The following is a 23,568-nucleotide window of genomic DNA, read 5'->3' on the forward strand; positions in this document are numbered from 1 at the left end:
GTCCAGACGCCGACCGGTCTATCGCCGCACCGCCGTCCAGACGCCGACTGCCCCCATGAGGAGCGCGGGAATCATCGGAATCGCGAGGTAGGTGTCCCTGAATCCAAGCCCGAAACTCCCCGGACCGACGAAGTAGAGGTACGCGGGCGCCAGGATTCCGGAGACGACGAGCGCGGCGACGACGAGCCACTGCCGCCGCCGGCTCATGTCGGTCTCCGCTTTCGGTTCGGCCGGTTCTCCGGTGGCACCGCCAGCCTCTCCAGCGGTGTCGCCCGCTGGGGCGTCGTCGGAGTCAACGTCCTCGGGTTCGTAGACGGAGCGCATCAGTACTCGCTGTCGGGTTTTACGACTACCTTCCCAAAGCCTTCGCGGTTCTCCAGTGCCTCGTGGGCGCGCGCCGTCTCGCTCATCGGGAGGACGTCCCGGATTCGGACGTCGAACGTGCCGTCCCAGACGAGTTCGAGGACGTCGTCGACCTCCCCCGGCGTCGCCATCGTCGAACCGAGCACGGAAAGGTGGTTCCAGAACAACCGCTGGACGTGCGTCTCCGGCTTCCCGCCGGTGGTGGCGCCACAGGTGACCAGCCGACCGCCCTTCGCGAGCGACTTCAGGGAGTCGTCCCACGTCGCCTCGCCGACGTGGTCCACGACCACGTCCACGCCGCGCTTCCCGGTCTCCTCGCGGATGGTGCGGGCGAAGTCCTCGGACTCGTAGTTGACGACGTGGTCGGCACCGATCTCCTCGGCGTACTGGAGTTTCTCGTCGGTGCTCGCGGTCGCCCACACCTCCGCCCCAGCGTACTTCGCGATCTGGACCGCAGCGTGCCCGACGCCGCCGCTCGCGCCGAGCACGAGCACGGACTCCCCGGGGTCGACGTCAGCGCGCGTGACGAGCATCCGCCACGCCGTCTGGAAGACGAGCGGCGCGGCCGCCGCCGTCTCCCAGTCCACGTGCTCGGGCACCGGGACGAGGTTGTCCTCGGGCACCGCAGCGAGTTCGCTGTGTACCCCGGGGACGTGCTCGCCGAGGACGTGGAAGGACGTGCACAGCGGATAGTCGCCGTCCCGGCAGAACTCACACTCCCCGCAGAAGACGCCGGCGGAGACAGCGACGCGGTCCCCCTCCTCGAATCGCGTGACGTCCGCGCCGGTCTCCACGACGACGCCCGCCGCGTCGCTCCCCGGCACGTGGGGCATCTCCAGGTCGAGGCCCGGCAACCCCCGGCGCGTCCACACGTCCAGGTGGTTGAGCGCCCCCGCCTTCACGTCCACCAGCACGTCGTCCCGTCCGACGTCGGGGTCCGGCACCTCACCGTAGTCGATGACGTCCGTCTCCCCGTGTCCGTCGAGGCGTACTGCCTGCATAGAAGGACGGTGCGTGGCCGTCGCCAAAACTGTAGGGTAACGAGTCTTCTCGTACCAAGCGGACTCGTCGTCACTGCCAACGCCGAGAAAGCCCCACCACACGCCGGCTGAACAACCGGCATCGGGTGGGACTGAAAGGGGCGAGGCTGTGGACGAAGGCAGGCGACGCAAGCACTGGAACGACCGAACGCAGTGAGGGAGTGAAGGGCGCAGCGAGCCTCCCGAGTCCACAGCCTCGGGGCTTTCTCAGCGGCAAAAATCACAACGCGAGCAGCGGTAGCGGTAGAGACGAAAACACGAACCAGTCCGACTACAGAGCACGCAAGCAGCGTACGTTTTTCCCCGCGGGGTTCGTTGACATGCGCATGGTCGACTTCCAGTCCCGGGAAACGCGGCGCGACGACCACGTGAAAGACCCGGACGACGAGGGAGAGGAGTCCGGCGACTTCGAACCAGCGGAGTCCGAACCAGCGAGCGACGAGGACTCCCACGACGAACAGGAGGTCCACCACGACCACCACCACCACGACGTGGAGTGCGTCGGCGTGGCGGTGCTCACAGTGTCGTCGTCGCGGTCGCTGGACGACGACCCGGCGGGCGACGCCATCGAGGCGGCGTTCGAGGCGGACGGCGGCGAGGTTGTGATGCGGGAGCTCATCGCGGACGGCTACGACCGCGTGCAGAGCGCCGTGGACAACCTCGCTTCGCGCGGTGACGTCGACGTCGTCGTGACGACCGGCGGCACGGGCGTGACGCCCGACGACGTCACCGTCGAAGCCGTCGAGGTGCTGTTCGACAAGGAACTTCCGGGGTTCGGAGAGCTGTTCCGGTTGCTCTCCTACGACGAGATAGGGACGAAGGTCGTCGGCACGCGTGCGACGGCGGGTGTCGCAGACGGCACGCCCGTGTTCTGCCTCCCGGGGAGCGAGAACGCCGCGCGTCTCGGCAGCGAACAGATCGTCGTCCCGGAAGCGGGCCACCTCGCGGGACTCGCGAACCCGGACGAGGACGAGGAGTAGTTCGGTGCCCGGGAAGCAAGCCCTCCGCGAGCGCGTGTGGGACGACCTGGAGGAGTCGGGCGAAGCGCGCTTCCCGTTCCCGCCACACGGCCGCATTCCGAACTTCGCGGGCGCGAGCGACGCCGCCGACCTGCTCGCCGCACAACCCGAGTGGGAGGGGGCGGACACCGTGAAGGCGAACCCGGACGCGCCCCAACTCCCCGCCCGCCGGCGTGCGCTCCGCGACGGCAAGACCGTCTACATGGCGGTGCCGCGGCTCCGCGACGAGAAGTGTTTTCTCGAACTCGACCCCGACCGCATCGACCCCGAGGAGTACGACGCCGCGCCCGCGCTGTCGAACGTCGACGACTACGCCGACCAGGTGCGTCCGGACGCGCTCCCGCACGTCGACCTCGTGCTCTCCGGGAGCGTCGTGGTGACGGCAGCCGGCGCTCGCGTCGGGAAGGGCGAGGGGTTCAGCGACCTCGAGTTCGCCATCCTCTCGGACCTCGGCCTCGTGGACGACGAGACGACTGTGGCGACGACGGTCCACGAGCGCCAGGTCGTCGATAGCGGCGAGGTGACGCCGGATGCCCACGACGTTCCAATGGACCTCGTCGTGACCCCCGAGCGCGTGATTCGCACGGACAGCGAGTACGACCGGCCAGCGGGCGTCGACTGGGACGCACTCGACGAGGAGCAGATTGAGGAGATGCCGGTTCTGGAGCGTCTGCAAGCCGAACTTTAAACCGGATAGCGACGTACTCCTGTCTGAATGGCGTCCACGGACGACGGCAGCATGGCCGACTTGCGGGCAGACGGCGGAGACGCGAGTTCGGCGGACGTAGAAGCGGCGAAAACGCACGCAGTTGCGGCGGTCGACGGCGACCCTGAGTGTGTGCTCTGCTCGAGCGCTGCGGACTACTTCCTCTTCGAGGCGGGCCACGTCGAACAGTTCGTCTGCTGGGAACACGTCAGTCCGCACTCCGCGGCCGTCGAGGGTGACCCCGAGGAGACGCCCGAGGGAAGGCCGGTCGCACTCGAACTGTAAACTACTCCATCGGCCCCATCGTCGCCGTGAACAGCGTCTGGTCGTCGGTGTCGTTGCGCGCGCCGTGGGGCGATTCGCGCTCGTGAACGACGACGCCGGGGGCGGCAATCTCCTCCTCGTCGTCCTCGGCGACGACGGTGATTCGGCCCTCCAGGACGTGGAAGACGTTCGTCTGCTCGGCGTGTTCGTGGGTGTCGACCTCGGCGCCGGGGCCGAGCGCGAACGCCTTCACGAGCAGGTCCGACGAATAGTACAGTTCCGTGGTCTGGACTTTCTTCGGCGCCGGGTTCAGGTCGGGGTAGCGATCGAGTCCCATGCCGTGAACGACGGCGGGCACAGCCTTAGGCGTCCGGGCCGCCAGGCAGAAACGGGCACGTCAAACCGAGACGGTGACGTTCTCGGCTGTTCCGCTAGCGGTCGCGTTCTCGACAAACGACGCGTTACCGGCGAACACCACGGTCGCCTCCTCGCCGACCGTCTTGACGTCGAGGGGAACGGAGACGTTCTGCTGGTAGTCCGTGAACGCGCGCTCGAACTCCCGGGCGTCGCTCGCGGTGTCCCAGTGGAGCACCCACGCGTAGCCGTATCCGTGCGAGGAGACGAACTCCAGCCATCGGTCGTTCCCCCATCCGGCGGCGGCGGTGGCGGCACGGTCGCGCGAGACGCCGCTCTCCAGCACGAACTTCAGGCGCGCTTCGCCGATGCGCCGCGTGGCGGTCGGGTTGACCACCCAGTCCTCGCCGGTGACGCCGCGAGCCGTCAGTTGCTTCGGCGACTCGGAGCCCGGCGGGAGACCGTGGAGCACCTGTTCGTCGGTCGTCGGCGGGTTCTCGTACATCGATTCGAGCGGCGCGTCCGGGTCGCTGAAGTTCCGAGCGTACCGGGCGCCGTAGAGATACGGCGCGTAGTGCGCCCGCCGAACCGGACCAGCCTGTCGGTACGCCTCCGCCAGCGTGGCGGCTTCGTCGAACGATACGTCGTACCGATCCACGTACCGCCACGTGACGTACTCGACGGCCCCCTCGTGGACGGCGTCGCGCGTGAACGCAGTCGTGTTTTCGGGAAGGCTGTGAACAGCGTTCATCTGGTAAGCGTGAGCAAACTCGTGAGCGAGGATGGCTTCCATCGCGGCGTCCGTCGCGTTCGAGAGGCGAACGAGCAGAACGTCGTACGTGCCCCGTCCCGCGTCCATCCGACCACCGACCCACGAGTTGGTTCCCTCTACCGGTTGCCGCTGGACACCGAACAGACGGAAGAGTTGGTTCGTGGGGACCGTGCCAGTGTTACCAGCGGGTCCAAACACGTGTACTGGAGGCGGACTGGGACCGTCCACACTGACGAGTTCCCCGACGCGAGCGTAGACGAGCGACGCGTTCACGTCACCCAGCGTGGCATTGTGTTCGGTGACAGTCACGGTCTCCGTGACCGCGACGCCGGCCGTCGTCGGTTCGGCGGGCGTGGGTTCCGCGGTCGTCTGCGTCGGCGCTCGCGGCGTCGCGTCAGTCACGGTCAGTCCGCTGCAGCCAGCGATCACCACGAGCGCGACGGCAGCGACCGTTGCGACAGCGCCCAGTCGCGTGTTCATCACTGCTCGGCGCTTCGAAAGGACTCGTGAAAAGTGTGTGTACTCAGACCAGTTCCTCGGCGACGGCGTCCGCGGAGAGCGCCGCGGGGTCGATGGCGAAGTCGAGCATCGCCTTCACGAACTCGGGCATCGAGTCCGGCGTGTACGCGACGGTCTTGAGTCCCTCGTTGAGTTCGAGTGCGACCGGAACCGCGGTCGCCTCGCCGGCGTCCGTGACGACGAGCAGGCCGGCGTCCTCGACGCCGGCGTCCGCGAGTTTCTCGCCGGATGCGACGCCCTCGATTCGCGTGACTTCGACGCCCTCACCTTCGAGAGCGGCGGCGATACCTCGGTCCGGGCCGACGACGATTGCGTTCATTGGTGCTGGGTAGTGGCGGCTGTGTTCATTCGTACTCGATTGTCGCTGGCGGTTTGTGCGTCACGTCGTAGACGACGCGGGAGACGTTGTCGATGGTGCCGGCGATGCGGGACTGCAGGCGCTGGAGGGTGTCCCACTCGAGTTCCTGCGCGCGAGCGGTCATGCCGTCCCGCGATTCGACGGAGCGCACGGCGACCACGTAGCCGTGGACGCGGTTGTCTCCCTTCACTCCGGTGGCCTTCCCGAGCACCGCGGCGAACGCCTGCCACGGGTCGTACTCCTCGAGTTCCTCCTCGACGACGTGCGTGGCTTCGCGCGCGACCTCGACCTTCTCGCGAGTGACCTCGCCGACGATACGGACGGCGAGCCCCGGCCCCGGGAACGGCATACGCTCGCTGATGACCTCCTCTAGGCCGAGTTCGCGGGCGACCTCTCTGACCTCGTCCTTGTAGAGGTCACGGAGCGGTTCGACGATGCCGTCGAACTCCACCACGTCGGGGAGGCCGCCGACGTTGTGGTGGGATTTGATGTTGCCCTCGCTCTCGATGCGGTCCGGGTAGATAGTGCCCTGCACGAGGTGGTCCGCGCCGACTTCGCTGGCGACGGTCTGGAACTCCTCGATGAACTGGTCGCCGATGACCTTGCGCTTCTCCTCGGGGTCGGTGACGCCCGCGAGGCGGTCGAGATAGCGGTCCGCGGCGTCCACGATGCGGAGGCGGTCCATGTAGCCGAACTCCTCGCGAATCTCCTCGGTCTCGCCCTTCCGCATCAGGCCGGTGTCGACGTAGACGGGGACGAGTTGGTCGCCGACGGCCTCGTGGGCGAGCGCCGCGGCGGTCGAGGAGTCCACGCCGCCGGAGAGCGCGATGATGGCGGTGTCGTCACCGAGTTTTTCGCGAATCTCTGCGGTGGCCTCGTCGATGAACTCGTCGACGTCCACCATCAGTTGGTCACCTCCGATTCGGTGTCGGCGTCAGTACCGGCGTCGGACTCGTCGAGTGCCGCCTCCACCAATCCGACGAACGGCGGACTCGCACGCGTCGGCCGGGAGCGGAACTCGGGGTGGAACTGCGTCCCGAAGAAGAACGGGTGGTCTGCCTTCTCTACGATCTCCATGCGGTTGCCCGCCTTCCCGGAGAACGTCAGGCCGTCGTCGGTCAACTCGTCGATGTACTCGGGGTTGACCTCGTAGCGGTGTCGGTGGCGCTCCGTGCAGGAGTCCGCGCCGTAGAGGTCGTGGGCGAGCGTCCCGGGTTCGATTTCGGTGTCGTGTGCACCGAGGCGCATCGTCCCGCCGAGATCCTCTAAGTCGTACTGCTCGGGCAGCAGGTCGATGACCGGGTGCTGGGTGTCCTCGTCTACCTCCGTGGAGTTCGCGTCAGTCCACCCGAGGACGTTGCGGGCGTATTCCACGACCGCCATCTGGAAGCCCAGACAGAGACCGAGGAACGGCACGTCGTGCTCGCGGGCGTACCGGATGGCCTCGATTTTCCCCTCTGTGCCGCGCGCGCCGAAGCCGCCCGGCACGACGATGGCGTCCGCTTCCTGGAGGCGCTCCTCGTGGTGCTCGCGCATCTTTTCGGAGTCCACCCACTCGACGTTCACGTTCACGCCGGTCTCCAGACCGGCGTGCTTGAGCGATTCGTGGATGGAGATGTACGCGTCCTCCAGGCCGTACTTCCCGACGAGCGCGACGTCGACCTCCCCCTCGAGGTCCTGCGTGACGATGTCCCGCCACTCGGTCGAGCGTTCGTCTTCGGGGAGCGCGCGGTCCTCGAGGCCGAACTGCTCCATCACGTACTCGTCGAGACCTTCCTCTTCGAGCATCAGCGGGACGTGGTAGATGTCCGCGACGTCCGGGTTCGAGAAGACGGCCTCGGTGGGGACGTCACAGAACAGCGCGATCTTCTCGCGGACGTCCGGGTCGAGGCGGTTCTCGTTGCGCCCCACGAGGACATCCGGCTGGAGACCGATGGACCGGAGTTCCTTCACGGAGTGCTGGGTGGGTTTGGTCTTCTGCTCGCCGTTCTTCGAGTACGGGACGAGCGTGACGTGCGCGAACAGGATGTCGTCGTCGTCCTGCTCGTGGCTGAACTGCCGGAGCGCCTCGAGGTACGGCATCCCCTCGATGTCGCCGACAGTCCCCCCGACTTCCACGAGACAGACGTCCGAGCCCTCGGCGGCCTCGCGCACGCGGCGCTTGATGTCGTCGGTGACGTGCGGGATGATCTGGACGGTCTTCCCGAGGTAGTCGCCGGCGCGCTCGCGCTCGATGACCTCCTGGTACACCTTCCCCGTGGTGACGTTGTGGTCAGAGGTCATGTCCTCGTCGAGGAACCGCTCGTAGTTCCCCAGGTCGAGGTCGACCTCCCCGCCGTCCTTTAACACATAGACCTCGCCGTGCTGGTAGGGGTTCATCGTCCCCGCGTCCACGTTCAGGTAGGGGTCTATCTTCACCGCAGTCACGTCGAACCCGGCGTTAGAAAGCAGTCGCCCGAGACTCGCGGCAGTGATGCCTTTCCCCAGTCCAGACATCACACCCCCAGTAACGAACACGAACTTGCTCCCCAGTGAGGGGTCGTATCCGGTCTCCTTCGGCATACTGTTGGTGTGCGAGGCGTGGCAAAAACGGTTTCGGAGCGTCGGCGCGAGGGTCAGCGTGGCGCACTACTTGGTCGCCCGCCACCGACCAGCCGAAGATTTACTTCGGGTTCAGCCGAACTGTTCGGTATGGTTTCGGTCGTCCTCGTGGCCGGCCTCGTCATCGGAGCGACCGGAACGGGTCTCGTACTCGCGGACGCGGTCCGTCGAGAACTCCCGCCTCGGACGCGGTACGTATGGACGGGGAGCGTCGGTGTCGTCAGTCTCGGGGGATTCCTGGCGGTGTATCCCTTCGAGAACGTGCTGTACCGACTGTATCTCGAAGTGACCGGTAGCCCCGCCATCGCGCCTCAGCCGCGAGAAGTCACGGCAGCACTCCTTCTCGTCACGCTGGCAGCGAGCGCAGTGGCAGTTCTCGCGTACGGATTCGGAAGTCGGTACGGCCCGCTCAAAGCAGCCTGAACACCACCCGTTCGACCTAACACGCCCGAACCAGAAACGGCCCGACAGTCTCTGCGACCGTGTCCAGTTGCCCGACGAAGAAGTGGTCGGCGCTCAGTTCGACGACCTCGCAGTCGATGTCTCGCGCCGCCTCGACGACCGGTTCCCAGTCGGCGGTGTCGTCCCGCGTCGCGTACACGACCTGCAGCGGCGCGTCGACGTCCGCGAGCGCGTCCGCGGCGTTCAGGCCGGCGGGGAGTTCCGCGGTGGGCGCGAGCAGCGAGACGGCGCACAACCCGATTTCCGTGGTTGCGGCGGCGAGCGCGGCGACGCTCCCGCCAAAACTGAACCCGAAGATGCCGACGGTCGCGTACTCCTCGTCCGCCCACCGGAGCGCGTTCCGTGCGTCCTCGCGCTCCCCGAGGCCCTCGTCCCAGTCGCCGTAGTCGAATCGCAGCGCGGCGATTCCCTTCGAGACCAGATACTCCGAAACCGCCTCCAGTCGGTCGTCGGCGCGGTTGCCGCGGTACTGGGGATGGGGCGGGCACATCACCACGCAACTTTGCGACCCCGAATCCGGTTCGTCGAGCGTGGCTTCGACGCGGCGCGCCCCCGGGACGAGGACGGTTTCCTGACGCATGCGTCGTCGTTCGCCGAGCACGGCCTTCAACGCCCGGGATGCATTCGCGTGTAGGCCGGTAATCGACTGGTCGCTACCCGGCCACAAATGTAAGCCGAGTGAGAACTTTATGCTCTCGTGCGCAACGTGTGGGCATGGGCATCATCTCACGAGCGTCGTACGTCATCCGGTCGAAGCTGAACGCGTTCATCGGGTCGGCGGAGAACCCCTCGGAGTCCCTCGACTACTCCTACGAGCGGATGCGCGACGAACTCAACGACGTGAAGAAGGGGCTGGCCGATCTGACGGCCCAGAAGAAGCGCCTGGAGGTCCAGCGCGAACGCCTCGCGGAGAACGTCGACAAGCACAACGACCAGGCCCGCGAGGCGATGCGCCAGGACCGTGAGGAGTTAGCGCGGCGCGCTCTCGAGAAGAAGCAGGCGAAACTCGACCAGATCGAGGAACTCGAGAGTCAGATCTCGGACCTCCAGTCCACCCAGCACGACTTAGAGGAGAAGGCCGACGAACTGCAGGGCCGCATCGAGCAGTTCCGCACGAAAAAGGAGACGATGAAGGCGCGCTACGAGGCGGCGGAGGCGAAGACGCGCGTCTCCGAGGCGATGACGGGCGTCGGCGACGAACTCGGGGACGTGAATCGTGCCATCGAACGCGTGACTGAACGCACCGACGACATGGAGGCGCGGGCCGCGGCGATGGACGAACTCACCGAACGCGGCGTCCTCGAGGACTCGCTCTCGGACGAGGACCAGATCGACCGCGAACTCGCGTCCGGGCGCTCCAGTCGCGAGGTCGAGGCCGAACTCGATACGCTGCGCACAGAGGTCGAAGGCGACCGGTCGAGCGAGGCCGCCGAAGCCGCCGACCACGTCGACGAAGCGGCCGTGGACGAGGAGATGGAGGCACTGCGCGAAGAGGAGGAGTCCTGATCGATGGCCGAACATCCGTTCTCCGACGACCTCGTCGGAACAGTTGCGGACGAGCGCAGCGTCGACCGGGCGGATTTACGCGCGGCGCTCGAGGACGTCCAGCGCAGATTCGAGCGCGACGACGGCGGGTACGACTACTCCTCGGAGCACAACTACGGGTGGGACGACGGCCAGTTGGCCTACCTCTACGGGAGCGAGCACGTCTGGCAGGCGATACAGGACGACCTGGGGCTGTCGGACGAGATGGCGGGTGCGGCGCGGGCCGTTCACGAGCGAGCGATGCTGGAGTCGGCGTCCACGCGCGACAACGACGAGACCGTTCGGGAGATGCTCGAGGGAGAGAACGAACCGCTCGCAGTCGCAGACCGGAGCGACGGGCCGCCTCGATTCGGCCAGGACGTGTAATCAGGCACAGACGCGCGGCCGCCAGAAGCCGCGCGTACAATCTGGTCGTGTGGTAGACGCCACCTCGAAACACGGTTTATGGACGTGTGTGTCGACCAACAGGTGGGGTCGGACGTGTACTACCACGACGAGAAACTCCAGTATCCAGTCGAAGTCGAGGAACCGAATCCGGTGTTCGCGAAAATGCTCCAGGAGGCCATCGGGGGCGTCGAGGGGGAGATGCGCGTGGCGCTCCAGTACCTCTTCCAGGCGTGGGGCGTGCCGGACGAACACGAAGAATACAGGAAACTCCTGATGGAGACGGCGACCGAGGAGATCGGCCACATCGAGATGCTGGCGACCGCGGTCGCCAAGAACCTCGAGGGCGCGCCGCTCGAACTCAAGGAGGAGATGGGGCAGGACCAGGCCGTTTCGGCGGCGATGTCCGGGGTGATGCCCAGGCAGATCCTCTCGTCGGGGCTGAACGCGATGCCAGTGGACGCCAACGGCGCGCCGTTCAACGCGAGTTACGTCGTCGCGAGCGGCAACCTCGCGGCGGACATGTACGCCAACGTGATGGCCGAGTCGACGGGCCGGCTGATGGTCACGCGGCTCTGGGAAATGACCGACGACCAGGGGATGAAGGACATGCTCGCGTACCTCATCGCCCGGGACACCATGCACCAGAACCAGTGGCTGAAGGCGCTACAGACCCTGGGCGACCCGGAGGACCCGTACGACCACCTCCCGATTCCGGACAGCTTCCCTGACGCCGAGGAGCTCCAGGACTACAACTACGCGTTCCTCTCCACGATGAAGGAGAAATCCGAGTACGAGGCGCCGTGGACGCAGGGCGAGTCCGTGGACGGCGAGGGCGAGTTCTCCTTGCTCCACCAGTCGGACCTGGAGGGGATGGTTCCGGACCTCGGGAAGGCGGACTCGAAGACGCACAACGAGGTCGTAGAGAAGGGCGAGAACGAGTAGCTAGATGCCGCGTGAAAGGCGAGAACGAGTAGCTAGATGCCGCGTGGAAGGCGAGAACGAGTAGTCGGATGCCGCGTAGGCGCCGGGGACGAGTGGCCGGGACACGGCGCGGTAGAGTGACCGCGCGGAAGGCGGTGGCGGCCAACGTTTTACCGAGGGGGTCCGTACCCCCTCCATGAGTTCGAGCGACGGTGAGGACGACCAACCGAGCGACCAGATGCGCGACCGCGGTGCACAGAGCAGTTGGAAGCTCTGGTTCCTGATGGACGCCAACCGCATCGTCGTGTCTGGGGTCTTCCTCGCTGTCGTGTTCGTGACGATGGTCGTCGGCGCGACGCTCAACCCGACGCCGGCGTACGCGCTGTTGACGAACGGCGACCCGACCGACACGCTGTTCAACGCGCTCGTCGGCTCCACCATCACCGGCGTCACGCTGGTGTTGACCCTGAGCCAACTCGTGCTCTCCCAGGAACTCGGGGCAGCGGGCGACCAGCGCGAGCGCATGGAGGGCGCGATGGACTTCCGGCGCGACGCCGCGTCGGCCGCCGGCATCGACGTCGCTCCGACGGAGCCCTCGGCGTTCCTGCGCGGCCTCGTCGAGGGAACGAGGGACAAGGCCGGGCGGCTCGCCGACGCTGTGCCGGACGACGACTCCGACGCGAGCGACGTGGTCGACACGTACGTGGACGACCTCACCGAGAACGCAGACCAGGTCGCGGCCGAACTGGAGGGCGCGGAGTTCGGCGAGTTCGACGTGGTGTGGGCGGCGCTGAACTACAACTACTCGTGGAAGATCTACGCGGGCGAGCGCATCCGGGCGGAGTACGGCGAGGCGTTGAGCGAGGACGCGACCGAAGCACTCGCCGAACTCCTGGACCTCCTGGAGCTGTTCGGGCCGGCGCGCGAGCACTTCAAGACGCTGTACTTCCAGTGGGAGCTCTCTGACCTCTCGCGGGTGCTGTTGTACGCCGCGGTGCCCGCGCTCGCGGTCGCCATCTTCGCGCTGGTGTTCTTCGACCCGTCGAACTTCCCCGGGCACACGCTCGGCGTGAACCACGCGGTCGTGGTCGTGAGCGCGGCGACCACGGTCGCCGTCGTGCCGTTCGTCCTCCTGCTCGCGTACATCCTTCGCATCGTCACCGTCACGAAGCGGACGCTCTCCATCGGGCCGTTCATTCTCCGGAAGACGAGTCGCTCCGAGGACATCGAGTGGAACTGACCAGACACTTACGTTCCTCCCGGACTTACGGCGACACATGTACGACGCCGTCCTCGTGCCGACCGACGGGAGTGACGCCGCGAGTGCGGGCGTGACACACGGCCTCGACCTCGCCGCGGCCTTCGACGCGGTCGTCCACGTCCTCTACGTCGTCCCGGAGACGGAGAGCGCGAGCATCGTCGGCGGTGCCGGCGGGCCGGACGGCGAGGACGTCCAGGCGGTCGCCGAGGAGGCGACCGAGACCGTCGTCGCGGCGGCCGAGGACCGCGGTCTCGACACCGAAACGGCGGTCCACACCGGCACGCCACACCGCGAGATTCTGGCGTACGCGGCCGACGAGGACGTCGACCTCGTGGTGATGGCGACCCACGGCCGCTCGGGCATCACCCGATTTCTCAACGGGAGCGTGACGGAACGCGTCGTCCGGAACGCCGACCGCCCGGTGCTGGTCGCCCGCCGGAAGCGGTGAAGGACACCTGCCGCGGGGAAAGTCGTAAGACACGTCACCCCGCCGTTCGTCCCTGAACGCAATGGACAGGCGTCGATACTCGAGGCTGCTGCTGGTCGCCGCCGTACTCGGCGTCGCCGTCGGCCTCGTCGCCACCGGATTCCGGATCGCGTGGCTCGCCGCGAAGCACGCGCTCTGGCACCAACTCGACGCGACCTACTGGCGGATCGTCGTGAGCACGGGCGCAGGCGTCCTCATCGGCGGCATCCTCTACCGCACCTTCTACCCGGGCGCACTCGCCGCGCTCGTGCGGCAGTTCCACGAGAACGGCAGCGTCCCGCTCGCGGAGAACGTCCCCACCATCCCGGTCGGATTCATCGGCCTCATCGCGGGACAGAACGCCGGCCCGGAGGGCGTGATGAGCGTCGTCGGCGGGAGTTTCGGCACGCAGGTCGCGGACTCCCTCGGCCTCCCGGACGCCCGCAAACTCCTCACGCTCGCGGGCATGGGCGCCGGATTCGGCGCCATCCTCGGCGCGCCCATCGGCGGCGCGCTGCTCTGGCTCGAACTCCCCCACGAGCGCGGCCTCGAGTACTACGAGGCCATCATCCCGACGTTCGTCGCGAGCTTCGCGGGCTACCTCACGGAGGCACTGCTCGGCGGCTTCCACCTTTTCCCGACGTGGCACGTGAGCGCGGTGGCGCCGGTCTCCGCCCTCCAGTTGGCCGTCGCCGCCGTCGTCGCCGTCGTCGCGGTGCCGTTCGGCGCGCTCTACACCGCCATCTTCGGCGTCGTCGGCCGGCTGTTCAACCGGTGGTCGTCGGCCGTCTACGTGCGCACCACCGCCGCCGGCCTCGGCATCGGCGTGCTCGGGTGGCTCCTCCCGCTGACGTACTTCTACGGTGGCTCGAAGATGAACCAACTCGTCGGCGCGGACCTCGGACTGGGCGTACTGCTCGCGACCCTGTTCGGGACGATGGTCGCCGCCGCGCTCACCATCAACGGCAACTGGATCGGCGGCCTCATCGTCCCGCACATGTTCATGGGCGCGGTGCTCGGCCTCGCGGCGTCCCTCGTGGTGCCGGGATTCCCGCCGGTCATCTCGATGCTCGCGGGCATGGCGGCGTTCAACGCCGTCGTCACGGGCACGCCGCTATCCTCCGCGCTCATCGCCATCGCGCTCACCGACGGCGCGAGTATCACCCCGGTGTTCCTCGCGGGACTCGTCGGCTTCGTCGGCAGTCCGCTCGTCGGCTTCCTGCAGACCGCGGCGCCCCGGCGGGAAGCGCCGAACTTCCACGTCGGGGAGTAGCCGACGACATTCGGGGGAGTAGACAGGTCTGTAGTGGAGCACGGACGGGCGCGTTGCGTTGCCAGCAACTCGGAGAAACTGTTTAGTAATCGTTAGGTAGATGCGGAGTATGCGACTGGTCCCCGTCGTCTGCTGTGTGCTGATCGTGCTCGCCGGCTGTCAAGGGTTGCCGGCACAGAACGACACGCCGACCACCGCTCCCGCAACCGCGGGTTCGACACCGTCGACCGCACAGACGCCTGCGCAAACGTCAACGTCGGAACCCACGACGGAGCGCACCCGCGAAATCAATGTCGAGGGTGGTACACTCCCGTACGGCGTGAACACCGTCTGGACGCGCGTCGAGTCGATGCTCGGTGTCGACGTCGGCGCGCCGCTGACTGTCCGCATCGAGAACATCTCGGCGGACGGTACTCCCCGAGTGCCGCGTTTCCAGCGCCTGCTCGGTGTCCAGCCGGCTCCAGCAGTTGGGCCGGCTGGCCGCACCCTCCAGCCAGGCAATATTGTCAAGGTCGATACGGCTATGCTCGACACGCCGACCCGTTTAGAGTACACGCTCGCCCACGAATACACGCACGTCGTCCAGTTCCGAACCAACACGTACAATAAACTCGGGCGGGCACTCGATACGGCTTCGAGGGACGGATACAGTGTCTACTGGGCGCTCGTCGAGGGGAGTGCGACGTACGTCGCGCGCCAATACGAACGGCAGTACACGACGAGCACGCCGCGGAATCTCGGCCAGTGGTACCGGAATGGGTCGACCACCGCGAAAATTTCCGTCGCTCCCACCTACTTCGGCTGGCGGTATCTGAACGCCACCACCGAGTCGCCCGAGGGACTCCAGCGTGTCTACGAGAATCCACCCCGAACTACGGAAGAGTTGATTCACGCGCTCCCGCCGGACAGCGAACCGCCAGCGGACCTCTCCGTGAGCGTCGAGACGGACCGACAGAACCAGACGACGAAACGCCTCGGTGAACTCCACCTTCGCGCGCTCCTCGGCACCGCGGTGAACGAGTCCGTCGCAGCGCGCGCCGCCGACGGCTGGGGGAACGACCGCCGCGTCGCCATCGGCTCCGGGAACGAGACGGATTACGCGTGGGTGCACCGGTGGGACGACGCCGCGAACGCCACTGAGTTCGAGCAAGGAGTGAACGACTACCTCGCGGCGCGCGGCGGACTGAACGCGAGCGTCCGCGTCAGTCGCGTCGCGCCAGAGACGACGGTGCTGTTCGTCGGAAGCGAGGCGTTCGTCGCTGATGTGACTGCGAGCGGGACGAACGAGACGGTGACGGTTCGCGCGTAGGTCGCTGTAATCCGCGAGCGGCCCTGCGCTAACCTACTCCGCGAAGTCCGGTTCCGTGCGCTTCTCGCCGACCTCACCCTCGAGGTGCTCGAGGAACGTCTCGAGTTCGACGTCGTTTCGCTCCTGTTCCTTGCGGTCACGCACAGAGACGGTGTCCGCTTCCTCCTCGTCGTCGCCGAGGACGAGCATGTACGGCACGTTGTCGTCGTGGGCCTGCTGGATCTTCCGCCCGACCGTCCAGTCGCGGTCCTCGACCTCGACACGGAAGTCGTCGAGTTCGTTCTTCACGCGGTGGGCGTAGCCGAGGTTGTCGTCCGTGACCGGGAGGATACGCACCTGCTCGGGCGCGAGCCACGTCGGGAAACGGCCGTTGTAGTGCTCGATGAGCACCATGAAGAAGCGCTCGTAGGAGCCGTACAGCGCGCGGTGGATCATCACCGGCTGGTGGGCCTCGTTGTCCGAGCCAGCGTACTCCAGGTCGAAGCGCTCGGGCATGTTGAAGTCGAGTTGGACCGTCGGGCCGTCCCACTTCCGGCCGAGCGCGTCCTCGAAGCCGAAGTCGATCTTCGGCCCGTAGAACGCGCCGTCCCCGGGTTCGAGGTCGTAGTCGACGTTCTGCTCGTCGAGCACGTCCCGTAGCTGTTGCTCGGACTGCTCCCAGATTTCGTCGCTCCCGACGGACTTCTCGGGGCGCGTCGCGAGCGCCACCTCGTAGTCGAGGTCGAACGTGTCCAGGACCTCCGAGATGAGGTCCATGATGCGACGGACTTCCTGTTCGATCTGGTCGGCGCGCGCGAACACGTGGCCGTCGTCGATGGTAAACGCCCACACCCGGCTCAGGCCGGAGAGTTCGCCGCGCTGTTCTTTGCGGTACACCTTCCCGTCCTCGAAGTAGCGCACCGGGAGGTCCCGGTAGCTCCAGGACTCCTGCTCGAAGATGGTGGCGTGGCCCGGGCAGTTCATCGGCTTCAGGCCGTATTCCTCGTCGTTCACATCGAGGAGGAACATGTCGTCGACGTAGTTGTCGTAGTGCCCGGACTGCTTCCAGAGCTCCGTGCGGAACAGGTGGGGCGTCTCGACCTCCTCGTAGTCCATCTCGCGGTTGAGTTCGTGGACGTACTCGGAGAGCTCACGGAGCACCGTCTTCCCGTTCGGGTGGTACAGCGGGAGCCCCGGCCCCGTGACGTCGGGAATCGAGAACAGGTCCATCTCGTTCCCGATGCGGCGGTGGTCGCGCTCCTCGGCTTCAGCGCGCATCTCGAGGAACTCCTCGAGGCCGCTCTCGGTCGGGAACGCCGTGCCGTACACTCGGGTGAGGGTGTCGTTCTCTTCGTCGCCGCGCCAGTACGCCGCCGAGGTTTCGAGCACCTCGAAGCCGCCGATTTCGCCCGTAGACTCGACGTGTGGCCCCTTGCAGAGGTCCTCGAAGTCGCCCTGTTGGTAGAAACTGACTGGGTCCTCGCCAGCGGCTTCCGTCTCCAGGATGTCGCGCTTGTACTCGTTGTCGGCGTACGTCTCGAGGGCTTCCTCGCGGCTGTACTCCACCATCTCGACGTCGAAATCGGACTCGACGATGTCCTCGGCCTCGTCCTGGATTTCGGCGAGGTCGTCGGCGTCGAGTTCGACGTCTGCGACGTCGTAGTAGAAGCCGGTGTCCGTGTACGGCCCGATGGTGAGTTTCGCCTCGGGGTGGTTCCGGAGGATGGCCTGCGCGAGGACGTGCGCGGCGGTGTGGCGCAGCACGTCGAGGTATTCGTCGGACTGGTCGGTGACGATCTCGATTTCGGCGTCCTCCGTCAGCGGCGTCTCCTTCGAGACGAGTTCGCCGTCGACCTTCCCCGCGACTGTGTCGCGGCCGAGGCCAGGGCCAATTTCGAACGCTACGTCCTCGACCGTCGCCCCGGACTCCATCTCGAGCGTGGATCCGTCCGGAAGCGTCACAGTCACAGTACTCATAGACGCTCGTTCGTTCGCTCTGAATCCCCCATAAGCCTGTTGAGACAGTGCGGATGTGTGGCGCACCGCCGGAACGCTTGAGTGGGGAGCGCCTACGTCTCTCGCGCGCTGGTACCCGGCCTGTCCATGGCCTCCAGGTCGATTCTCCCCTCAGGCATCGGCACGCCCTCGAAGTCGTCCTCGGCGAGCAACAACGACCCGTCGAGGTCGGCGTAGTCGAGTAACGGCGCGAGGTGTGCGGCGGCCGCGATGCTCGCGTTCGACTCTATCATGCAGCCACACATCACCTCGAGACCGTGGGCGCGAGCAGCGTGAATCAGTCGTTTGGCCTCGCGCAGTCCACCGGTCTTCATGAGTTTCAGGTTCGCGATGTCACACCGATCAGCGACGGCGGGAACGTCGCTCGCGGTGATACAGGACTCGTCGGCGGCGATCGGGAGCGCCGCGCGCTCGTAGACGAATTTCAGCCCCTCGCGGTTCTCCGCCGGAACGGGTTGCTCGACGAACTCGACACCACAATCGGCCAGCCACTCGATGTTCCGGACAGCCTCGCGGGGCGACCACGCCTCGTTCGCGTCCACGCGGATGGCTGCCTCGGGCGCGGCCTCGCGCACCGCCGACAGCAGTTCCTCGTCGCGGTCCGTGCCGAGTTTCACCTTCAAGGTGTCGTAGCCCGCCTCGACCGCGTCGCGTGTCTTCTCGCGCATCACCTCCGGGTCGTCGATGCCGATTGTGAACGACGTATCGAGGGTCTTCGATGGGTCCAGCCCCCAGTAGCGGTACAGCGGCAGGTCCGCCCGCTTCGCCGCGAGGTCGTGGCACGCGATGCTGACCGCGGCGCGCGCGGCGGGGTTGTCGTTCACGACCGTCCGCATCTCGCTCTCGATTCGGGAGAGGGCGTGCGGGTCGTCCACCCGCTCCACGACGTCGAGGAGGTCCGGCAGCACCGCCTCGACGGTCCCCGCCGTCTCGCCGTAGTGAGAAGACGGTGCGGCCCCGCCGACGCCCACATTCCCGGCGTCGTCCTCGACGCGAACGACGACGTTCGCGGCCGTCTCCTGCGTGCCGCGCGCGATGGTGAACGGATGCTGTAGCGGGAACTCCCGGCGCTCGAAACTCGTCTTCACCGAATCACCTCCAGCACGGAGTCGGGTCCGAAGCGCACCGGGTCGTCCGCGGGCGCGCCGATGGTCTCGGAGAACTCGGCGACGGCGTCGCGAGCATCCGCGTCCGACTCGGTGCTGCGCGTGTTGAGCATCCCGCCCGCGAGCGTGGCGTCACACACCGGCGCGGCGAACGTCTCGTAGCGCTCCGGGAACGACGACACGGGCGGCAGGTCCTGGTCGTAGCCGTGGACGGACTCGCGCCCCGCCTCGTGGCAGAGCACGAGATAGTCGGGGCGCGCGCCGTGTACGATGCTCGCCGTCACCCCAGAGTACGCCGGGTGAACGAGACTCGCCTGCCCCTCCACGAAGACGTAGTCGTGCTCGGCCGCCGCCTCCACGACGAGGCGCTCGGTCGCGCCCGCCGCGAAGTCCGAGACGACGCGGTCGACCGGAATCCCCGCTCCCTCGATGAGGATGCCCGTCTGGCCCGTCGCGGCGAACGCGGCGTCCATCCCGGCCTCCCGGGCTGCCTCGTACAACTCGCGGGTCGCCGTCATCTTCCCCACCGAACAGTCCGTGCCGACCGTCGCGACGACGGTGGCGTCCACGTCCGCCGCCGACCCGTCGGCCACCCCGAGGTCTGTCGGTGGCTTCCGGACGTCCCACAGTTCGCAGTCGTGCTCTGCGGCGAGCGCCGCGAACTCCTCGTCGTCCTCGAGGAAGTAGTGGAGGCCAGCGTGGACGTCACAGCCGCGCTCGAGTGCCGTTCGGACGTCCGCCCGCCACGACTCGTCGAACCCGCCGCCGATGGGCGCGATGCCGATGACGAGCGCGTCGACCGCCTCGTCCTCAGCTATCTCGTCCATCGACGCGACGACCGGCGCGTCCTGCACGTCTTCGACGTGGTCCGTCGTCCGCGTCCCCGCGTTCTCGCGGTCCAGCACCGCCACCACGTCGTCGTCCGTGTACCGGAGCACCCCGACAGCCGTCTTCGCCCGGCCCGGGAACTTCTCGTGTGCGAGCACCGCGACGTTCATACCCCGAGGGTGGCCGCGGGGACCCTTAAATCCAGAGTCGCCGGTAAGCGAGACGTTTGAGAGTTCCAACTGGATATCCGGAGCTGTCTCGAACGATCCTCACTCCGTGACCACCCAGAAAGCCCTGGCTGGAGATGACTGCACGGCCACTCACAACACCCAGAGAGGGGCGGACGGCTGCGCGAACCCCGACGAAGCAAGCACCGCAGGTCACGGAGTGACCGAGGCGCGCAGCGAGTCGCGGGAGTGCAGCCGTCCGGGGCTTTCTGGGTGTCCTCGGTTGGAGAAGACAAACCTGCGAACACCATTCACCAACCAGGAACTCACACCAAAAACAACGGGACAGTCCAGAAGTCGTCGTGGGCGTGGCCGAGCACGGCCTCTGGCTTCCCAGTCGCGTCCACGGCAGCGGTGGCGTCGGCGTCGAACTCCCCGAGCAGGGTCTCCTGGCCGACGACGAAGACGCGGTCTGCATCCACCTCTGCGAGCACTTCCTGGCACTTGTCGAGGTGTTCGGCGATCTGGCTGTCGCGGCGGCGCTCGAAGCGGCCCTGGGAGAACCCGCCCTTCGAGTGGTCCCCCTTCACGTCGCTCTCGAAGCCCTCGTAGTGGACGCGCTCCACGTCTCCCTCCGCTCCGGCCTGATACACGCCCAGTGCGAACACGTCGGCGCGCACGACGGCGAGCGCGTACCGGCCGGTCGGCGCGAACCACTCGCGCTCGATGCGGGCCGAATCGCCCCACCCGCAGAACGCGTCTGCCGGCGGGTTCGGCGGGCGGAGCGCCGCGGAGACGACGCCCTCGCGGTCGCGCACGACGACGCAGGGGGCGGCGCGGTCGACGAGCGGCGCGCGCGCTCCGAACTCCTCCCGGACGGCATCGGGCAGGTCGTCCGAGACGTAGGCGGAGAGTACGCTCTCCTGGCCACCGTCGAGACTCGCCAGCAGGTCGAGCGTGCGGTCGCGTCGGTCGTCTGTGAGGTTCTCGCGACCCCGGAAGTCGAGATCGGTGCCGGTGCCGTCGTCCTCGTCGTTCGCGCGCTCGACCCGGTCCTCGAGTTCCTCGACGCGAGTTTCGAGTTCGTTGACGCGCTCCTCGGCTTCCTGGCGGTCGCGCACCGCCTCGCTCCGGCGCTCCCCCTCGGCGTCCAGTTGGTTCTGGAGGGAGTCCTTCTCGGCCTCCAGTTCCTCGATGCGCTCCTTGAGTTCCGTGCGCCCGAGGAGGTCGTCGAGCATGGCGAAACCGCGACGGGCCGTGGGCTTAGGCGTTTCCCTGCTCGCCGACGGCTTCCCACAGGCGGCGGTGGCCTCCCGGCAGGGCTTTTAGTGGTTGACGGAGAACTCTCGGAGAGGAGACACTGGATGCGCGAACTCACGGACTTGAAGGGACTTCACCCCCGGGACCTCACGCGGCGCCAGCGTCTAGTGCTCGCCTTCGGCGTCGGACTCGTCACTGTCGTGCTCCTCTTCACGGCGATATACTACTGGGGGATGCGCGCGCTCGAAGGACAACCCCGGTCCGTGTTCCAGGCGTTCAACACTGTCATCGAGACGATGACGACGACGGGATACGGCGCAGACGCGCCGTGGACGACCCCGGCGATGAACGTCTTCGTCGCGACGATGCAGGTGACCGGCGTGGTCATCGGGTTCGTCACGCTACGCATCCTCGTCATTCCGCTGTTCGAGCGCACGCCGCTGAACCTCGACGACCGCCTCACCATCAAGAACGACCACGTCGTCGTCGCGGAGTACGAGCGCGACACCGAGGTGCTGCTCGACGAACTCGAGGCCCTCGACGTGGAGTACGTCCTCATCGAGTCCGACGAGGAGGAGGCAAAACGCCTCTCCGACGACGGCTATCAGGCCATCAACGGCGACCCCGAGGACCGCGACGACCTGGAGCGCGCGACCATCCAGCGGGCGTCGTTGCTCATCACGGACGCCGGCGACAACACGGCGAGTATCGTTCTGACCGCACTGGAGGCGAACGAGGACCTGCGCGTCGTCAGCTTCACGGCCTCGACCCGCCGGCGGGCGGCGCTCGCGGAGGTCGGTGTCGACCGGAGCGTCTCGCCGCGCGCGCTCATCGGTCGACGACTCGCGGAGAAGGCGACAACGCCCGTCTCGGTCCCCGAATCGGTTGACGAGGAGGACGAGGTCGCCATCCGTGAGTTGCTCGTTCGGCGCGACAGTCCGCTTCACGGCGTTCGCGTGCGAGACTCGCCGCTCGCCGCCCACCCGAATCTGACGCTGGTCGCCGGGTGGTTCGACGGAGAGTTGCGCCTGCCGCCGTCGCCCGAGGACCGACTGACACCCAACACCGTCCTGGTCGTCGCCGGCCCGGAGGGCACCATCGACGAGGTCGCGGCCGAGGTGGGCGGAACCCGGACGCCGCGCGCGGCGGCGCAGTCGTGGGTGATCGTCGCGGGATTCGGGGAAGGCGGCCACGAGGCAGCGGCCACCCTGCCGGACGGCGTCTCGGTGACGACAGTCGACGAGTCGCCGGACTCCGGCGCGGACGTCGTCGGCGACGTGACGGAACCGGAGACGCTACAGGCGGTGGACATCGAAGCGGCGTCGGCGCTGGTCGTCACGGTGGGCGAGGACGCCACCGCGCTGTTGACCGTGGCGATGGCGCGCTCGCTCTCCGACGACGTCGAGATTCTCGTTCGCGTCACCGAAGCCGAGAAGACGGCACCGGCGTTCAGGGCCGGCGCGGACTACGTGCTCTCCGTGCAGCGGGTGTGTGCGCGACTGGTCGCCGCGGAGGTACACGGCGAACGCATCATGGACCCCGTGGGACAGATTCGACTCGTCCGCGCCGACGCGGCGCCCTTCGCCGGGGAGACGCTGGCGGACGCACGCCGGAACCCCGAGCGCGGATGGACTGTCGTCGGTGTCGCCAGGGAGGGGGCCGTGCTCACCGACGAGCGCACCGAGATCGCGGACACCGACGAGATGTTCGTCGCCGGAAGCGACGACGCCATCCAGGAGTTCGAGCGGACCGTCGACAGTTCGTAGTGGCCGACACCGAATCGCGGGGACCCGAAACGAATCGTAGCGGGGTCCGTCTGGATGGGCGCCGCGGCGCTCACTCCTCGATCTTCTGTACGATCTCGTCGGCCTGTTCGCGCGCTTTCTCCTCGCCGACGCTCTTCTTGATGAGGACGGACTGGACCTCCCAGTCGTCGCTGTCCTCCCGTTTTCCGGTCCGAACCTCGCTCCCCTCCGACACCGAGTCCGAAGCGTTGTCCGCCCAGTCGGGCGTCCGAATCGTGTCGAAGTCGTCAGGGTCGCGGTAGCGAACGTGGATGTAGTCGTCTTCCGTCTCGACGTCCGTCGGCTCTGGCGTCTGTGCCATGGTTGACACGTCGCTGTTAGCGAGCAAAAAGAGCGCGTTCTCCGTAACGTTCTGGCAACGACTGAGAGTATCGGGGAGGACAACGACCAGCGGCGCGTCTACACCGCGCCGATGTTCACGAGGCGACGAGCGTGGTCGGCCTTCGCCAACAGTACCTCGGTGAGCGTGGGCGGATTCTCGACGTCGCCGGCGTCGAGAACCGGTTCGGGGACGGCGAGCGTTCGCTCGGGGACGTCTGTCTCCCCGTGCACGGGGAAGTGCGCGCCGCCGAGTTTCATCACGAGCGGATGGTCTACGCGGGCGAGTGCGTCACCGTCGGCGTAGAGCTGTTCGTTCACCCGCTCGAGGTGCTCGCTGTTGATGACCGCGCGTTCGTCGGACGCTGGCTGGACGTAGAGCCGTCCGAGGTAGTAGCCGCTTGAGAACGCCTCGAACATGTGTTAACATCTACCACCCTTCGGGATAAGTCCTCCGCCCAATCCTTAT

General features: G+C 67.1%; 26 protein-coding genes. 12 read left to right on the plus strand and 14 right to left on the minus strand.

Translation table 11 applies throughout. The annotated features are described in order from the left end of the window. Positions 1-18: 18 nt before the first annotated feature. Both LT970_RS09945 and LT970_RS09950 read right to left on the minus strand, forming a co-directional pair. Positions 19-324, minus strand: a complete 306-nt coding sequence (locus LT970_RS09945) for a DUF7977 family protein (RefSeq protein ID WP_232686315.1) — start codon at positions 322-324, stop codon at positions 19-21. After that, entirely contained in the window at positions 324-1,364 is a 1,041-nt protein-coding gene (locus LT970_RS09950; RefSeq protein ID WP_232686316.1) for a zinc-binding dehydrogenase, read from the minus strand. The genes LT970_RS09945 and LT970_RS09950 overlap by 1 nt, the downstream gene beginning before the upstream one ends. Positions 1,365-1,729: 365 nt before the next feature. Here LT970_RS09950 and LT970_RS09955 point away from each other — a divergent pair, with 365 nt between their 5' ends. The 3 genes from LT970_RS09955 to LT970_RS09965 are packed head-to-tail and all read left to right on the plus strand — an operon-like array spanning position 1,730 to position 3,413. Beyond that, positions 1,730-2,383: a MogA/MoaB family molybdenum cofactor biosynthesis protein gene (locus tag LT970_RS09955; RefSeq protein WP_232686317.1), complete on the plus strand. Its 654-nt coding sequence runs from the start codon at positions 1,730-1,732 to the stop codon at positions 2,381-2,383. 4 nt (positions 2,384-2,387) lie between these two features. Further along, a complete protein-coding gene (locus tag LT970_RS09960) occupies positions 2,388-3,110 on the plus strand; it encodes a 5-formyltetrahydrofolate cyclo-ligase (protein WP_232686318.1) in 723 nt (240 codons plus the stop codon). A gap of 27 nt (positions 3,111-3,137) precedes the next feature. After that, positions 3,138-3,413, plus strand: a complete 276-nt coding sequence (locus LT970_RS09965) for a hypothetical protein (RefSeq protein ID WP_232686319.1) — start codon at positions 3,138-3,140, stop codon at positions 3,411-3,413. 1 nt (position 3,414) lies between these two features. Here LT970_RS09965 and LT970_RS09970 read toward each other — a convergent pair whose 3' ends face one another. Genes LT970_RS09970 through pyrG form a run of 5 tightly spaced genes read right to left on the minus strand, consistent with a single transcriptional unit; the run spans position 3,415 to position 7,957 of the window. Beyond that, entirely contained in the window at positions 3,415-3,729 is a 315-nt protein-coding gene (locus LT970_RS09970) for a cupin domain-containing protein (RefSeq protein ID WP_232686320.1), read from the minus strand. Between the two features lie 60 nt (positions 3,730-3,789). Further along, on the minus strand, positions 3,790-4,998 hold the full coding sequence (locus LT970_RS09975; RefSeq protein WP_232686321.1) for a hypothetical protein: 1,209 nt from the start codon (positions 4,996-4,998) through the stop codon (positions 3,790-3,792). Between the two features lie 43 nt (positions 4,999-5,041). After that, on the minus strand, positions 5,042-5,356 hold the full coding sequence (locus LT970_RS09980) for a DUF7126 family protein (RefSeq protein WP_232686322.1): 315 nt from the start codon (positions 5,354-5,356) through the stop codon (positions 5,042-5,044). A gap of 25 nt (positions 5,357-5,381) precedes the next feature. Then, on the minus strand, positions 5,382-6,299 hold the full coding sequence (guaA, locus tag LT970_RS09985) for a glutamine-hydrolyzing GMP synthase (protein ID WP_232686323.1): 918 nt from the start codon (positions 6,297-6,299) through the stop codon (positions 5,382-5,384). After that, positions 6,299-7,957, minus strand: coding sequence for a CTP synthase (gene pyrG, locus LT970_RS09990; protein WP_232686324.1), 1,659 nt, complete (start codon positions 7,955-7,957; stop codon positions 6,299-6,301). Before pyrG ends, guaA begins: the two co-directional genes overlap by 1 nt. Positions 7,958-8,086: 129 nt before the next feature. On the opposite strand from pyrG, the gene LT970_RS09995 reads away from it, so the two are divergent. Further along, positions 8,087-8,419, plus strand: coding sequence for a hypothetical protein (locus tag LT970_RS09995; RefSeq protein ID WP_232686325.1), 333 nt, complete (start codon positions 8,087-8,089; stop codon positions 8,417-8,419). A gap of 16 nt (positions 8,420-8,435) precedes the next feature. Here the strand turns inward: LT970_RS09995 and LT970_RS10000 are convergent, their stop codons facing one another. Continuing rightward, positions 8,436-9,038, minus strand: a complete 603-nt coding sequence (locus tag LT970_RS10000) for an alpha/beta hydrolase (protein WP_232686326.1) — start codon at positions 9,036-9,038, stop codon at positions 8,436-8,438. Positions 9,039-9,172: 134 nt separating this feature from the next. Between LT970_RS10000 and LT970_RS10005 the strand changes: the two genes are divergently transcribed. The 7 genes from LT970_RS10005 (at position 9,173) to LT970_RS10035 (ending at position 15,620) form a co-directional block, all read left to right on the plus strand. After that, positions 9,173-9,964 (plus strand): PspA/IM30 family protein, encoded by a 792-nt coding sequence (locus tag LT970_RS10005; RefSeq protein ID WP_232686327.1) that lies wholly within the window; start codon positions 9,173-9,175, stop codon positions 9,962-9,964. Between the two features lie 3 nt (positions 9,965-9,967). Next, positions 9,968-10,369, plus strand: a complete 402-nt coding sequence (locus LT970_RS10010; protein WP_232686328.1) for a DUF8048 family protein — start codon at positions 9,968-9,970, stop codon at positions 10,367-10,369. Between the two features lie 114 nt (positions 10,370-10,483). Next, on the plus strand, positions 10,484-11,332 hold the full coding sequence (locus LT970_RS10015) for a manganese catalase family protein (RefSeq protein ID WP_349292261.1): 849 nt from the start codon (positions 10,484-10,486) through the stop codon (positions 11,330-11,332). A 175-nt stretch (positions 11,333-11,507) separates the two neighbouring features. Continuing rightward, positions 11,508-12,551: a DUF7972 family membrane protein gene (locus tag LT970_RS10020; RefSeq protein WP_232686330.1), complete on the plus strand. Its 1,044-nt coding sequence runs from the start codon at positions 11,508-11,510 to the stop codon at positions 12,549-12,551. Between the two features lie 37 nt (positions 12,552-12,588). After that, positions 12,589-13,020 carry a universal stress protein gene (locus LT970_RS10025; protein WP_232686331.1) on the plus strand — a complete coding sequence of 144 codons (432 nt, stop codon included), beginning with the start codon at positions 12,589-12,591 and terminating at the stop codon, positions 13,018-13,020. Between the two features lie 61 nt (positions 13,021-13,081). Then, positions 13,082-14,311 carry a chloride channel protein gene (locus LT970_RS10030; RefSeq protein ID WP_232686332.1) on the plus strand — a complete coding sequence of 410 codons (1,230 nt, stop codon included), beginning with the start codon at positions 13,082-13,084 and terminating at the stop codon, positions 14,309-14,311. Between the two features lie 109 nt (positions 14,312-14,420). After that, a complete protein-coding gene (locus LT970_RS10035; protein WP_232686333.1) occupies positions 14,421-15,620 on the plus strand; it encodes a hypothetical protein in 1,200 nt (399 codons plus the stop codon). 33 nt (positions 15,621-15,653) lie between these two features. On the opposite strand, the gene thrS is transcribed toward LT970_RS10035, so the two are convergent. The 4 genes from thrS to LT970_RS10055 form a co-directional block, all read right to left on the minus strand. Next, a complete protein-coding gene (thrS, locus tag LT970_RS10040; RefSeq protein WP_232686334.1) occupies positions 15,654-17,576 on the minus strand; it encodes a threonine--tRNA ligase in 1,923 nt (640 codons plus the stop codon). A 92-nt stretch (positions 17,577-17,668) separates the two neighbouring features. Continuing rightward, positions 17,669-18,703 (minus strand): dipeptide epimerase, encoded by a 1,035-nt coding sequence (locus LT970_RS10045; RefSeq protein WP_232686335.1) that lies wholly within the window; start codon positions 18,701-18,703, stop codon positions 17,669-17,671. Beyond that, positions 18,700-19,719 (minus strand): N-acetyltransferase DgcN family protein, encoded by a 1,020-nt coding sequence (locus tag LT970_RS10050; protein ID WP_232686336.1) that lies wholly within the window; start codon positions 19,717-19,719, stop codon positions 18,700-18,702. Before LT970_RS10050 ends, LT970_RS10045 begins: the two co-directional genes overlap by 4 nt. 323 nt (positions 19,720-20,042) lie before the next feature. After that, positions 20,043-20,954, minus strand: a complete 912-nt coding sequence (locus LT970_RS10055; protein ID WP_232686337.1) for a Vms1/Ankzf1 family peptidyl-tRNA hydrolase — start codon at positions 20,952-20,954, stop codon at positions 20,043-20,045. Between the two features lie 126 nt (positions 20,955-21,080). Between LT970_RS10055 and LT970_RS10060 the strand changes: the two genes are divergently transcribed. Further along, on the plus strand, positions 21,081-22,742 hold the full coding sequence (locus LT970_RS10060) for a potassium channel family protein (protein ID WP_232686338.1): 1,662 nt from the start codon (positions 21,081-21,083) through the stop codon (positions 22,740-22,742). 70 nt (positions 22,743-22,812) lie between these two features. Here LT970_RS10060 and LT970_RS10065 read toward each other — a convergent pair whose 3' ends face one another. Further along, positions 22,813-23,082: a hypothetical protein gene (locus LT970_RS10065; protein WP_232686339.1), complete on the minus strand. Its 270-nt coding sequence runs from the start codon at positions 23,080-23,082 to the stop codon at positions 22,813-22,815. A 98-nt stretch (positions 23,083-23,180) separates the two neighbouring features. Beyond that, on the minus strand, positions 23,181-23,519 hold the full coding sequence (locus LT970_RS10070) for a DUF5802 family protein (RefSeq protein ID WP_232686340.1): 339 nt from the start codon (positions 23,517-23,519) through the stop codon (positions 23,181-23,183). Positions 23,520-23,568 lie beyond the last annotated feature (49 nt).

This window comes from Halobacterium zhouii (genome assembly GCF_021249405.1).
GTDB lineage: Archaea > Halobacteriota > Halobacteria > Halobacteriales > Halobacteriaceae > Halobacterium > Halobacterium zhouii.

Coding starts and splice junctions, on each gene's coding strand:
- LT970_RS09975 (WP_232686321.1), bottom strand. CDS start 4,998: ATGAACACGCGACTGGGCGCTGTCGCAACGGTCGCTGCCGTCGCGCTC.
- LT970_RS10020 (WP_232686330.1), top strand. CDS start 11,508: ATGAGTTCGAGCGACGGTGAGGACGACCAACCGAGCGACCAGATGCGC.
- LT970_RS10060 (WP_232686338.1), top strand. CDS start 21,081: ATGCGCGAACTCACGGACTTGAAGGGACTTCACCCCCGGGACCTCACG.
- LT970_RS09970 (WP_232686320.1), bottom strand. CDS start 3,729: ATGGGACTCGATCGCTACCCCGACCTGAACCCGGCGCCGAAGAAAGTC.
- LT970_RS10035 (WP_232686333.1), top strand. CDS start 14,421: ATGCGACTGGTCCCCGTCGTCTGCTGTGTGCTGATCGTGCTCGCCGGC.
- LT970_RS09995 (WP_232686325.1), top strand. CDS start 8,087: ATGGTTTCGGTCGTCCTCGTGGCCGGCCTCGTCATCGGAGCGACCGGA.
- thrS (WP_232686334.1), bottom strand. CDS start 17,576: ATGAGTACTGTGACTGTGACGCTTCCGGACGGATCCACGCTCGAGATG.
- LT970_RS09950 (WP_232686316.1), bottom strand. CDS start 1,364: ATGCAGGCAGTACGCCTCGACGGACACGGGGAGACGGACGTCATCGAC.
- LT970_RS10070 (WP_232686340.1), bottom strand. CDS start 23,519: ATGTTCGAGGCGTTCTCAAGCGGCTACTACCTCGGACGGCTCTACGTC.
- LT970_RS09980 (WP_232686322.1), bottom strand. CDS start 5,356: ATGAACGCAATCGTCGTCGGCCCGGACCGAGGTATCGCCGCCGCTCTC.
- LT970_RS10000 (WP_232686326.1), bottom strand. CDS start 9,038: ATGCGTCAGGAAACCGTCCTCGTCCCGGGGGCGCGCCGCGTCGAAGCC.
- LT970_RS09965 (WP_232686319.1), top strand. CDS start 3,138: ATGGCGTCCACGGACGACGGCAGCATGGCCGACTTGCGGGCAGACGGC.
- LT970_RS10005 (WP_232686327.1), top strand. CDS start 9,173: ATGGGCATCATCTCACGAGCGTCGTACGTCATCCGGTCGAAGCTGAAC.
- LT970_RS10010 (WP_232686328.1), top strand. CDS start 9,968: ATGGCCGAACATCCGTTCTCCGACGACCTCGTCGGAACAGTTGCGGAC.
- LT970_RS10030 (WP_232686332.1), top strand. CDS start 13,082: ATGGACAGGCGTCGATACTCGAGGCTGCTGCTGGTCGCCGCCGTACTC.
- LT970_RS09955 (WP_232686317.1), top strand. CDS start 1,730: ATGGTCGACTTCCAGTCCCGGGAAACGCGGCGCGACGACCACGTGAAA.
- LT970_RS10055 (WP_232686337.1), bottom strand. CDS start 20,954: ATGCTCGACGACCTCCTCGGGCGCACGGAACTCAAGGAGCGCATCGAG.
- pyrG (WP_232686324.1), bottom strand. CDS start 7,957: ATGCCGAAGGAGACCGGATACGACCCCTCACTGGGGAGCAAGTTCGTG.
- LT970_RS10025 (WP_232686331.1), top strand. CDS start 12,589: ATGTACGACGCCGTCCTCGTGCCGACCGACGGGAGTGACGCCGCGAGT.
- LT970_RS09945 (WP_232686315.1), bottom strand. CDS start 324: ATGCGCTCCGTCTACGAACCCGAGGACGTTGACTCCGACGACGCCCCA.
- guaA (WP_232686323.1), bottom strand. CDS start 6,299: ATGGTGGACGTCGACGAGTTCATCGACGAGGCCACCGCAGAGATTCGC.
- LT970_RS10050 (WP_232686336.1), bottom strand. CDS start 19,719: ATGAACGTCGCGGTGCTCGCACACGAGAAGTTCCCGGGCCGGGCGAAG.
- LT970_RS10065 (WP_232686339.1), bottom strand. CDS start 23,082: ATGGCACAGACGCCAGAGCCGACGGACGTCGAGACGGAAGACGACTAC.